Annotated in this window: 8 protein-coding genes; all 8 read right to left on the bottom strand. The window is 28.4% G+C overall.

Going from position 1 to position 13,764, the window contains the following annotated elements:
* Positions 1 to 1,599 carry an AAA family ATPase gene (locus L8U98_RS06975; RefSeq protein ID WP_263725360.1) on the bottom strand — a complete coding sequence of 533 codons (1,599 nt, stop codon included), beginning with the start codon at positions 1,597 to 1,599 and terminating at the stop codon, positions 1 to 3.
* Entirely contained in the window at positions 1,589 to 2,845 is a 1,257-nt protein-coding gene (gene mtaB / locus L8U98_RS06970) for a tRNA (N(6)-L-threonylcarbamoyladenosine(37)-C(2))-methylthiotransferase MtaB (protein WP_263725361.1), read from the bottom strand. Before mtaB ends, L8U98_RS06975 begins: the two co-directional genes overlap by 11 nt.
* Positions 2,842 to 4,371: a mechanosensitive ion channel family protein gene (locus L8U98_RS06965; protein ID WP_318529465.1), complete on the bottom strand. Its 1,530-nt coding sequence runs from the start codon at positions 4,369 to 4,371 to the stop codon at positions 2,842 to 2,844. The genes mtaB and L8U98_RS06965 overlap by 4 nt, the downstream gene beginning before the upstream one ends.
* Positions 4,368 to 5,426, bottom strand: coding sequence for a 3-dehydroquinate synthase (gene aroB, locus L8U98_RS06960; protein ID WP_263725362.1), 1,059 nt, complete (start codon positions 5,424 to 5,426; stop codon positions 4,368 to 4,370). The genes L8U98_RS06965 and aroB overlap by 4 nt, the downstream gene beginning before the upstream one ends.
* Positions 5,427 to 5,433: 7 nt before the next feature.
* Entirely contained in the window at positions 5,434 to 6,840 is a 1,407-nt protein-coding gene (locus L8U98_RS06955; RefSeq protein ID WP_263708345.1) for a COG3400 family protein, read from the bottom strand.
* 68 nt (positions 6,841 to 6,908) lie between these two features.
* Complete coding sequence (locus L8U98_RS06950) at positions 6,909 to 8,597, bottom strand: ShlB/FhaC/HecB family hemolysin secretion/activation protein (protein ID WP_263708344.1); 1,689 nt, start codon at positions 8,595 to 8,597, stop codon at positions 6,909 to 6,911.
* A 4-nt stretch (positions 8,598 to 8,601) separates the two neighbouring features.
* A complete protein-coding gene (locus L8U98_RS06945) occupies positions 8,602 to 11,229 on the bottom strand; it encodes a filamentous hemagglutinin N-terminal domain-containing protein (RefSeq protein ID WP_263725363.1) in 2,628 nt (875 codons plus the stop codon).
* A 14-nt stretch (positions 11,230 to 11,243) separates the two neighbouring features.
* Positions 11,244 to 13,764 (bottom strand): hypothetical protein (locus L8U98_RS06940; protein ID WP_263737854.1); only part of this gene is annotated, 2,521 nt, incomplete at its 5' end.

Below are 13,764 nucleotides of genomic sequence, written 5' to 3'. Positions count from 1 at the left end.
TTACTCCATTATGATTTTTTCTACATCTTGTTTTTCTATTTTTTCATTTTCTAAAAGAATGCTAGCCAATATCACTACTTTTTCCTTCATTAATTCTAAAAATTCTTTCACTTCTTGCTTTTGCTCTTGTAATAAACCCTCATTTGCCATAGCAAAAGTTTCCATGAAAGTAAGCAATTCTTTAACCTTTAAAAGATCGCTTTGTGCATTAGTATAGCTTTCATTAAAAATAAGCTCCATAGCAACTGAGCCTGCTAGAAAAACTTTTATTTTATTTAATAATTCTGATTTTGATTTGATAGTATTTTCATACTCTTTAAATCTATCTTCAATTAAGGTAATTTTTTCAAATTTAACATCAAAATAAAAAGCACACAAAGCTTTAGCTGCTTGGTATGTGGCTTGAATTTTTCTTTCCTTATCACTTAGAGAGAAAATCTTTTTTTTACCCATTAAAACTTTATTAAGCACTGCAAAAAAATCATTTTCTTCTATTAAATATGATTTTCTTCTTATAGCATTAATGGCCGCTTCATTAACTAAAGTCTCTAAAGCTGCTCCGCTAAAACCCACACTAGCTTTTGCGATTTTTTCTAAATCTACGCTAGATTTTTTTTCTTTCATATAATTTTGCAAAATATGCATTCTATCTTTAAAATCAGGCAAAGATATAAAAATTCTTCTATCAAAACGCCCTGACCTTAATAACGCATTATCCATAAGATCGATTTTATTTGTAGCGGCCATCACTATAACACCACTATTATCTTCAAATCCATCCATTTGAGTTAAAAGTTGATTTAGAGTATTATCTCTTTCTACATTAGAAAAATCCCCCCTACTTTTACCAACTGCGTCAATTTCATCTATAAAAATAATACTTGGAGCTTTTGATTTAGCTTTTAAAAAAAGCTCTCTAACTCTTTTTGCGCCCATACCTACATAAATTTCTACAAAACTAGCCCCACTTTGATAAAAAAATGGCACCCCAGCCTCGCCTGCTACTGCTTTTGCTATCAAAGTTTTACCCACTCCAGGAGGGCCTACTAGTAAAACCCCTTTTGGCATTTTTACGCCAAAATCTTTATATTTTTGAGGATTTTTTAAAAAATCAACGATTTCTAAAAGCTCTACCTTAGCCTCATCAACCCCTGCTACATCTTTAAATTTAACTTCACTTACTACATCTTGTATAGTACTATTTTGTTCATTTTTTTCTAAAATATTTTTTTCTAAAGAAAGTAAATTTTGTCTATCTCTATTTTTTTTATTAAGAAAGAATAAAAAACATACAAGAAAAGCAAGCAAAATAAATATCAAAAAAAACTCACTTAAATTATAATCTTTAGCATATTCTAAAGGAATTTTTTGCCACAAAGCATTTAAATCCACTACATCTTTAGCAATTAAAAAATTTCCTTCTTTGCTTTTTAATAATATTTCATTATTTTCTACTATGGCTTTTTGGATTAAATTTTGCTCTAAAAGCTCTTCATAAGCAGCCTTGCTAATATAATCAGGTTGATTTTTTATAAACGCAACTATTACAAAAACACAAAGCAATAAAAATGAAGCTAAGATAATCTTTTTATTTTTCATCCCCTAACCTTACATAATTACAATCTTCTTTGCATTCATATTTTTCAATATTTATCCATTGTTTAGCAATATCTTCTTTGCTTGTAATTTTGATTTTATTAAAAAATTGATCATAGCCTTCATAAAAACCATCTTTTTTACTCTCAACTAAAATTTCTAAAGTATCTTTTTGATTTTTTCTAAACTCATAATTATTTTGCGCGACTATATCTTTTAAAATATTTAATCTTTCTTTGGCTATATCACCATTGATTCGCTCACTCATAGAAGCAGAATGCGTTCCATCACGCGGTGAGAAAATAAAAGCATGAATATGCGTAAGTTTAAATTGCTTAAAATTTTCTAAAGCTTCTTGCCATATTAACTCACTTTCTCCAGGGTGTGCTACAATAAAGTCTGTTCCTAAAGCAAAACCTTTTTGACTTAACTCATTAAACAGTGCTAAATCATTTTGCGTATGCGATCTTCTACGCATTATGCGTAGCATTTTTTCATGGGTATGTTGTAGGGCAATATGCAAATGCTTTTCAAGCCAAGACTCATCTAAAATTTCTTTAAAACTCTCATCAATTTGAGCAGGCTCCAAACTCCCAAGTCTTACTCTTTTTATGCCACTAACCTTACCTATTTCTTGCAATAATTTTCCAAGTGTAGTTTTATCTTTTAAACCATAACTTCCTATATTAGTACCCGTTAAAACTACTTCACTATAACCATTTTGTGCAAGAAGTTTGATTTGTTTTATTATTTCCTCACTTGGCATACTTCTTGATTTACCCCTAACACTTGGGATTATGCAATAGCTACAAGCAAAGTCACATCCTTCTTGAATTTTTACAAAAGCTTTAGTGTGATTTTCATAATTACTTACGATTTTTGTATCAATAAAGCGTAAATTTCCAAGCTCATAAAAGGCTTTATCTTGCGAAATTAGCTCATTGATTTTATCTTTATTAGAAGCCCCTAAAACTCCAAAAATTTCTTTTTTATCAAAAAAATCCTTTCCCTTGCTCACAGCGCCACAGCCTGTAAGTATAACCTTAACTCCATTTTTCTTTACACCATTAATATAGCTTCTAAGCCCGCTATCGGCACCATTTGTAACAGTACAAGAATTTATCACTATCACATCAGCTTCTTGCTCATTTTGTGTAACAATATGATCTTTAATATAAGTTTTTAATAATTGCGTATCATAAATATTAGTTCTACAACCAAAAGTTTTAAAATATACCTTTTTTTTCAAATATCTTCCTTATTTTCTATAAATTCATGTTTTGCCATATATAAATTTTGCGATGGATAAGCTATTTTTATATCATCATGCTTATTAAATTCATTAATGATTTCTTTGCTTATATTACTTCTTAAAATCAAAGCCGCATAAGAATTTGTCATATACCAAGCAGAAATTCTCATGCCATAACCTTCTAAAAATGTAAAAAACCTAGGCTCTACTTTAGGATTTCTAATGCTGTATTCATTTCTTAATTTACTCATAGATTCTTTTGCAATTTTTGTATAACCTTTAGAAGCTTTTATAACGATTTCTTCCACTATTTCTAAGGCCTTTTGATGATTTGAATCAAAAGTCAAAGTAATATCAAGTCCATCCCAAACTGTTTTCATACCATGATGGGTATAATTTGATATAAGATTGGTAAATATAAAATTATTTGGTATAAAAATTATCCTACCACTTCTTCTATTATCTGTATAAGTTAGCAAAGAAATATCTTCATATAAGGTTATTCTTAAAAACGAAATATCAATTATATCACCGATATAATGTGTATTGTTTTGAAAAACTCTAACCCTATCACCCACTCTAAAACTTCCACCAAAAACTATCACACACCAACCAAGCATAGACATAAACATATCTTTCATAGCAATAGCCAAACCAGCAGAAGCAAAACCAAGCACAGTTACTAAGTAACTGATATTTTCAATATATCCAAAAAGTAAAATCAAAATAATCACATTGATATTAATAAAATTAATGATTTTATTTGCTGTATAAAAGCGATCATTATCGCCTATATATTTTCTAGCTATAAATTTGAGTAAAAACGCTATGGCTACAACGATAATAATAGCCAAAACTATATTAAAAGCTCTTACACCTTGAATTTTAATAGAAGCTGTTGTTTTTTCAATTTCTTCTTGAATTTTTTTCTCATACACAGAATAAGAAATTTCTCCAAAACGCAAGGTTTGTGAAAAATCTCTTACCATTTGATTGGATATTTTTAAATATTCATCATGTTCTTTACTAGGGGCTAATTTAGCTATCTCAGCCACTAAAACATTTTCTTTTATAAGCTCATCTAAAGTTTGCTTAAAACTATTTAAGAGATTAACATATTCTTCTTTATCACGTCTTAGTTTTTTTATGTGTGAGTATGCTGAAATGATGGCTAAAGGATTAGTTAGTTTATCTATTTTATCAACTTCTTCAGGCACTAAAACCATCTTGGAAAAATTTGCACTTTTATACTCACTTAAAAGCTCTAATCTTTCTTTTAAGATTAAAATTTGCCTTTCTATAATGCTTTTATTGCGCTCATTAGCCTTTAAGCTTTCTTTTTCTAAAGCTAAAATTTCATTTTGAGTTTTTCTGTAAATATTAAAATTATTATATTTAATCACCCAAGTATTATATGTTAAATTATTATGCAATTCATTGAGTTTTTGCTCTAAATGTTCTATATCATCTTGCGCTAAAAGCATCAAAAAAGGTAAAAATAAAAGTAAAAAAATCTTTTTCATGCAAACACCTCTAAAGTGCGTAAAATATCTTCTTTGTTTATATCATTTTTTATACAAGCTTTTCCCAAACCACAAGCTAAAATAAAATTAATCTTTTGAAAATGTGTCTTTTTATCTAAGAAAAAGGCATTGTAAAACTCTTGTATATTTGAAATTTTATAAGATATAGGTAATTTAAATTTCACAAGTAAATTTTGCACTCTTTGGCATTCTCTCTCACTTAATAATCCTAAATTTAATGCTAAAACATTTGCCATATTCATACCTATAGCCACAGCTTCACCATGTAAGTATTTTTTATATCCTGTTTGATTTTCTATAACATGAGCAAAAGTGTGTCCATAGTTTAAAAGCATTCTTAAACCGCTTTCTTTTTCATCTTGTGAAACCACACTAGCTTTAAGCTCTATGCTTTTTTGGATGATTTGAGCCAAGGCAATATCATCTAATTTAGCATTTAAAAATTTATCCTCATTCAAATTTTCTAAAAAAGATAAAATTTCCTTATCAAAAACCACAGTCATTTTGATAAATTCAGCCATGCCCGCAGCTAGTTCTCTTGAAGGCAATGTTTTTAAAAACTTACTTTCACAATACACCGCTTTTGGCTGATAAAAAGTGCCTATTAAGTTTTTGCCAAATTTATTATTCACTCCAGTTTTACCACCCACACTTGCATCCACACAAGCTAGTAAGGTTGTGGGAATATTGATAAATTCTATCCCTCTTTGATATATACTTGCTACAAAACCACCCATATCAGAGATAACCCCACCACCAAAGCTTATAAGCAGACTTTTTCTATCTAGCTTATAAGCACACATTTGATCTAAGATATATTCTATAGTTTGTAAATTTTTATACTCTTCACCATCTTTAATTTTTATGATAAAAAGTTCTTTAGCTTGAATTTTTTCCAAAAGCATATCTAAATGCAGCTTTGCTACTAATTCATTAGTTAAAATCACTACTTTAGTATCAAAATTTAACTTTTCTAGCTCATTTATATAGACATTATAACTTGTATTATTTTCTAAATTTACCTTAACTTGCATTGTTTTCTCACAGCGATGGTATAAATAATTGATAATTTTTACTCATCTTATAATATATCGTATTTAAATCTGTTTTTAAAATTTTATTGAAATTACTTCCTAAAATTTTTTCATTAAATGGCACAAAATGCAATACATTTTGCTTATAAGAAAATTTATTGATAGGGTTATGTTCTTTTTCTTCTATTAAAAGTAATTTTTCATCATGGAGTTTTGAAAGGCTTTCAAAATATTGATGGTACTCAAAAATTTCAGCTTTATTTAGTTTTAAATCATAATAATACAAAGCAAGCCCTAGTTGGATTTGCTTATTTAAATCAAGCATAATAGAAGCAATACCTTCCACATCTTCAAAGTTTGAGCTTAAAACCACTGATGATTTTAAGTCAGCAAAATCCCCTTTACCTGCTTTTAAAACAGGAATTTTTAAAGTAAAAAGAAAACTTTTTTCTTTCTCAAAAAGATAATCTTCCACTACAAGTAAACCTATGCTAGTATTTTCCACAAAAGGCTTAATATTTTTTACATTTGTACTTTCAAAGTCAAATATCACCTCAGTGCTATTTTTATGCAAGGCTTTAAGTTTATAATACATAGGAGTTAAAGTAGGATTAATCACTTTAAAATAAAGCTTTTTACTATTAATCCTTACATGCAAAAGTAAACTTGCAAAAATAAGCTTTTCTATAGCAAACTCACTCATTTTTTTCATATCTATAATACAAAGTATATTATCTCCAAAAGGCGATGGAAAGCGTCCTAAGCTTGTTTTAACATTAGTAAAAACACTTTGTAAAACTTTAGGATCGCCTACGATTAAAATACTATCATTTGGCATTAAAATAAGCCCAGGTCTTGCTAGGATAAATTCATTATTTCTATAAACCATTACAATTTTAAAGCGTTTTTGGCTAATAGAGCTTATATGTCTATAAGCAAAGCTTGATCCTGCAGGAATTTTTACCTCCATTATCTCGCCTTGTCCAAGCCCTATAAATTGCGCCATAGAAGGCATGTTATCTAAACAACCTGTTAATCTCGTGCTTAAAGTATCATAAATATTAATCACTTCGCAAAAATTATCATCAATTTGACTATTCCACAAATCCATGATAACTATGTTTAATCTTGGGTGTAATTTTCTTAAATTTTTATAGCAAGCTAGCATATCTGCTTCTTCTTGCATATAGATGATAGCTTGATGAAATTCTTCCTTTAATAAATTTTCTAGTTTAACCAAACTCGTAGGATCAAATTTATAAAAAGATATTTGCTCATTTTCTAAATCCAAATCCACACTTTCATCATTATAATAAACAACACTCAAAGATTCTTTAAAAGTTTTATTGCTATGAATTTTCCTTAAAAAATCTTTAGCAAAAATCCCATCAGCTAGTAATAAAATTTTATTCATTTACACCTCTAAAATATAAAATATAATTATAGCAAAGTTATAGTTTATATTTTAAAGTTTTTATTTTTTCAAAAATACACCCCACCACTAAGATAAATTCTAGTTCTGTGTTCTCCATCATACTTATACTGATGTGCAGCTCTAGCTCCATCTAGTTTTACATAATATTTTCCAGGATTTAGATATAACAATTCAAGTCCTACTGCATCCATAAAATAATGATCATCTATATAGTTATCACTATTTTCATACCAAGAATATCCTATATCATAAAAAGGTGTAATATAAAATCCTGGCAAAGGGGTTTCATATCTTATTCCAAAACTAGCTTTTACAGCATTATCTGCACTACCTTCTCCTTCTAAATAAGCTCTTACCCCATAAGGACCACCTATAGAGGCAGTTTCACTACTATCTAGTATTGATCCTCCTATAGATTTTTGATAGCTAAAACTAAACAAATGGGTAAGTTTTTCGTGTAGATAATACTCATTATTAACATCTAGATTTATTTTTCCAAAATGACCCAATTCAGGTCCTGCTAAAGTTATACTACCTCCATCATCATCTACATTTCCATAAAACACATTAAAAGTATAGCTAAAAGAGTTATTTGGAATTCCTCTATAAGTTCCTTGTGTTCCAACATTACCCACAACACTGTATTTTTTAAAACCCAAACTACCATCAAAATAATAATCTTGTAGTTGTTTATGTGTAATTCCAAAGATTAAATATGATGAGGCTTCGTGTGTTAAGAATATAGGATAAGAAAAATTAACTCCTATATTTAAAGAAGTTCCATAAGCACCTAAACCTTCATATCTTTCCCCTGCAAGTATATAAGAACCTTTAGAGATAGTTGGAGAAATTTTTAAGTCCCCTAAAAAAGTATTATAAGTTGCTCCAAAATTAATTTGTTGTTCATCACTATTTTGTAGATAAAAATTATAATTATCTCCTTGTTTAAAGAGATTGTTAAAGCTAGCACTTACCCCTGCATGATACTTACCAGTTGATTTGGTTCCATAATTATCTGCATATATCAAAAAACTAGCTGGGTCATCTTTTTCTATTTCAACAATAATATCACTTTGGCCATATTCAGTTCCAGATTGTAAAGTTGCTGATGTTTTTATACCATACATCTCATTAATTCTAAAAATAGCATCTTCAAGCTTTTTGGTAGTTATAATTTTTCCTTTTAAGCTTTCATTTAACTTACTATTTACAGCATAAGATGAAATTAAAGATTCTTCATCTTTTATGATAAATTTCCCTAAAGTACCAAATGCAATATTTACCTGAACTACCTGATTGCTCAAATCTTGTGGTGGTATATAAGCAACAGTTGATGGATAACCACTAACTTGACACATATAAGAAATGATATTTGTGATATCTTTTAAATTTTGAAGATTAAGTTCTTGTTTTTTATAACCTTCTAGAACTTGTAAAATATCTGCCTTATTAATTTTTAATTTTTCAAAAGTCTCACCTTCATTATCTATATGCAAAATAAAATCTTTAATATAGCTAACATTTTCTTGAGATTGACTTTGTGGTTTTATTTCTTTTTCTTGTTTATACTCTATAGCTTGATCTTTGTTTTTTAAGCTATTGCTTAAATTTTTAACTTGAGGATTAGATGAATGAGGAGATAATTCTATCATTTTTCTAACTTTTGTTTCATCAGATTCAGCCCATAATAAAGTTTGGGCTGTGATTAAACTTATAAAAAATATCTTTTTATTCATACTCTTATCTCTTTCTTGTAATACACACATTCATAGTTTTAGATTCATCGCTTACTATACAACGAATTCCACCCGCATCTGCACTAGCTTCGCCTATTTCTGCTTCTTCTTTTTCTTCTTTCTCTTCATCTTCAAAATAAACAATTTTTACCAAGTTATGATCAGGTTTTGGGATATTAGGTTTAACTTCTGGTTCAGTTGGATCTTCACCGCCTCCTCCTTTTCCAGGCTCATCAAATGTTGGCAATAATCCTTTAATAGGTAAATTAACACTACCTAAAATTTCATATGAACCACTATATCCATTATATCCTCCAACTTCTTTAATGTCATTTTTAACAAAAACATTATCTTTTAAATTATCATAAGAACCCATTAAGTTAGAGTATAGTTGATCAAGTACTTTAATATTAGCTAAGATAGAATCATAAGTTGATTGTAAATTATCTGTTATACCTTGCTCATTAAGTTTGTTATAATCGTTAATTCTTTCTATCAAAGCAGCTAAAGTATTTTTATAAGCACTATAAGCATCATTAAAATTATTTTGAGCATTTTTTACTTCATCTTCTTTTTCTTTTTTTATAGTCTCTTTGTTTGTATAAACTTCATAAACTGCTTTAAATTTATTATAAGAATCTGAACCATCATCTTTCCAAAGTTTAAAGAATTCATCTCCTATAGCACCATTAGCAAAAAATGTATTTAAAAAATCAACACTTTGATCAATTTCATTGTTTTCATTTCCGCCTACAATTTTCCATTTACCTGTTTTAGTATCATAAGCATAATGTCCATTCATAATATCATCTAAAATATGCTGAAGCATAGCAGGATCAAAATCGTTTTTTTCTAGTTTTGAAGCATCTATGGATTTACTAAAAGAATCAGCAAAAGCATATTTTTCATCCTTGTATTTTACATCTTTAAATTGTTCCGTTACTTTTTGATGAAATTTACCTTTAGCTGTGCTTTCATTTGTATATTTTATTTTTTCTACACCTAAAACAGCACTTTCATCAACAGTACCACTTTGATTATTAGAATAATAAACATGAACATTGTCGAATGTACCCACATTTCCAGCTTGACCTACTAGTAAACCAGCTTTGTATGTTGTACCATCAGCAGATAAAACTGAATTTGCATTAAAAAACAAATATACGTCTTTCATCATAGCAGCACTTCCACTATACCCAGTTATCCCACCAGCTTTACCATATGAACTACCATGAGCAATAATTTTTTCAATATCATTTAAAATAACATTATTAAAATGACCACCATCAATTTGACCACCTATTCCACCAACATATGAACCTTCTCCACCCTCAACACTAATTTTATTTAAAGCTACATTTTCAAACTTAATTGCACCATTAGAACCATTACCCCAACCTATAATTCCACCTATTTTATTATTAGAACCTTTGATATCTATATCAATGTCATTGACTGTTACATTTGTAAAATTTGTTTTACTATTTGCTTTATTTTTACCAACTATACCACCTATATAAGCACTATTGGTATTTCCTGTTATTTTTAAACCATCAATACTTAAATTTCTTATGGTGCTATTTTCTACTACGCCAAATAATCCAACATATTGGGAATTGGTATTAATATTCACGTTTTTTAAACTATATCCTGAGCCATCGAAACTTTTTGTAAAAGCACTACTTTCATCTATTCCCACTATTGAAGTGTTTTGGCCTTTAAAATCAATATCATCAATTAAACGAAAATTATCAAAAGAATTTCTAAAATTGTTTTTATTATTATTCCAATATTGTGCAAACAAATTCCACTCAGCAGCATCTGAGATACTTCCGTATTTAGTCCAAGACTTAGCTTCATTTTTAACATCTCCATAATCTCCAAATTTGAGATTATTACCTGGTAATAAACTACCATTATTTGTAAAGCTATTAATACTTTGCTGAGCTATAGCTTGACCATTTTTATCTGCTATAGTCGCCATAACATCATTTTCCTTACCAACAACAGCTGCATCCACATATACACTATTACCAACTAAATGAATTTCGGATTTATTATTTTTAGCATTTGAAGAAATTTTACCAGCATTAATCTCCACCTTATTACCTATTAATAGTATATCATTTGCATTAATAGTTCCAAGATTAACTATGTTTCCTTTTTTGTTTACATCAAATACTGGAGAGAATTTTGAACCTTGTGATAAAAATTTACTAACCTGTCCATCATTTAATGGCGTAGTAGAAGCTACAAATTTATTTGCAGTAACACTACCTCCTTTTTCTATCACTACACCCATAGGATTAATTAAATAAATATTATTAGTCCCACCATTTAAAGAACCAAAAATTTTAGATGCATCTTTTTGATAAGCAATGTTTAGATAATTTTGACCACTAGTAGTAAAGTTTACACTTTGACCCTTATCTATATTAAAACCGCCACCCCATTGGATAACATGATTACCGTTTTCTGTTTTTCCGGTAATACTCATACTATTACCATTAGTAATTATAGTCCCACTAGTTCCATGAGTAAATTTACCACCTTGCGGTAAAGCCATTAGTGGAGAAAAGATTAAAGATGATGCTATAGTAGAAAGAAATATTTTTTTTCCAACTTGTTTCATGTTTTAACTCCTTATTAATTAAATTTCACATAAATAGTTTTTAGATCTTTAGAAGCTTCTAAACTAAATTTAACTTTATTAAAACCTTTTAAGTTTTTTATTTGTTTGTAGTCTATGTCTTTTACATTAGAGGACATTTTACTTAGATATTTATTGAGTCTATATTCACTTAAGCTTTTACCATCTTCATCCACAAAGCCTTTATCACTTTGTATTAATTTAAAGGTTTTGTTTTTTAGTGCTAAGTTATCTTTTACTAATACTTTAAAAATTCCAGATAAAGTAAGGTTTAATGGTTCATTACTAATATGCAACATCGCTTGATCTGCTTGAGTATTTTTAGATATTACAAAAGTAAAATCCTCAAAATTATTTACCATTTCAGTACCAACATAAGCAACGTCTAATATCAGATGATTATTTTTAGATAAATTTTCTAAATGCGAAGCTATATGATTATAAACTTTTTTCTCAGCATGTTCATGGAGTATTGTACCGCTAATACAGTTCATGCTATCATTTTCATAAGTAAAAAAATTACCACCTAAGTACAGAGTATTATTATAAGATTTGCTCTCTTTGTCTTTATCTTTAAAAACAGCAGATGCTGCAATAAATACAGCATTTTTGTTTTTATACTCATCTATGTTAATATTAAAAATTTCTACTATATTATGATGAGTATTTTTAGATACACCACCTATTAAATGCAAATACCCTTCTCTTTTATCCGAAGAAGTTCCAAATGTAGCATTTTCTAGTATGACTTTATTATATGAACTCTCATTAGCTGCTCCAACTACAGTAGCACTTTCTTTAGCAGCTGAAGAATAATCTTTTAAATATATATAATTATTACTTGCTTTTTCATCTGCTCTTATAACTATTTTTGAACCTCTATCTAAAGAACTATTTTCAGAAAGACTTTGTACTAAATCATAAGTTATCTTATTATCATTGACTTCTTTTGCCTCGATTAAAAAGCTTAAATTTTTTGATGATTTGACTTCCCTTAGTGAGATTTTATTCCCATTTGCTTGTTCAGGCGTATAAACATGATCTTGCATAGTAACTTTTTTGGTTATAAAGCCATATAAAGGAAGAGAAATTAAAGAATTTTCAATATTAATACTATTATCATTAGCATTACCACTTAAGGTTCTAGCTGCATACACTACAAGTTCATCTTTATAGTTTTGCGGAACTAATTCTTCATTAAGATTATTTTTTATACTAATAACATTACCATTTGCTCCTTTTGTTGCATAACCACCATATAATCTAAAATAATTCTTTCCTGAAAAATTATCACTAATTTTAAATGGATTTTTAAAGTCAAATTCTACATGATTTTCATTTGCTTGACCATTACTAGCAAAACCTCCATAAAAATTCATAGAAGCTTGCACTTTAGAATTTTTATTTAATTCTCCTATAGTATTAAGATTTCTTACATAAATTTTATTTTTAAGAGCATTTCCTTTAATAGATTTTCCTCCAAAAAACTCTCCAAATAAAATAGCATCATAAAAGCTTGGATTTTTTGTTTTATCCACTTCCAAATCTAGATTAATATTATTAATTATAAGTTTGTTATTAATTGCATTAAAATTCTCACTCGTACTAGTATTAGCTAATCCACCATAAGCTTCAATAGTACTAGATGCAAAGTATTCATTCTTTTTTCCATGCACTATAAAATCAACCCCATTAAAAATAATTGAGTTGCTTTTTGCATCACCATCTGTAGCAAATCCACCAAAAAGATGGGGTATCCTACGATCATAAAGTTGGGTACCATCATAATTTGTAATATATTGAGTATTATATAAGCCTATTTTAGAACCCTTTTCGAGGTTTAGCTTATTCGAATCTGCCATACCATTTAAAACAACAGAACCTGCTATATAAGGAGCACCATTTAGTGCAAATGTTTCAGTATTTTCAACACCCATATTAATATAAGAATTTTTAACTATAAGTGAGTTATTAATTGCATTAGCATAATTTACAAAAGCAGGACTAATTATAAATCTATAAGCATCCTCAACACCTTTTGGAAATTCTTTATTTATGTTTTTAGGTTTTATATAATATATTGATGATAATTCACCATTTTCCAAGATAAGCTGACTATTTTTTACATTTTTTTTCAGATTAAACCCTGTTACAACAAAAGGAATATAAAAAATACTAGATCGCGCGTTCATAAAAGCCATAGTGTTTAATACACTAACAACATCCTCATCTTTAATATCTGGAGTTAATACACCAAAGTTATTATATATTAACCTTGCCCCATCAATATCTTTTTGACTATTTTTAATCCCATGATAATTTTTTCCATTAAGTTTAATAAAAACATCTTTTGAATAATCATAAAAATTTTGATTTTCAAAAGAATGATTTTTTATAATATAAGATGATGATGATTTTTCATACAAAGCTTGCGTAGTAGCAAATGATAAATTTGGCATCATCGCAAATAATAAAGTAACACACAAACTACCATGTATTTTTTTCACGCTCTCTCCT

Origin of the sequence: Campylobacter sp. RKI_CA19_01128, from assembly GCF_025771175.1 — a bacterium.
Lineage (GTDB): Bacteria > Campylobacterota > Campylobacteria > Campylobacterales > Campylobacteraceae > Campylobacter_D.
The sequence above is the reverse complement of the archived record's forward strand: the minus strand, read 5'-3'. Positions and strand labels throughout refer to the sequence as shown.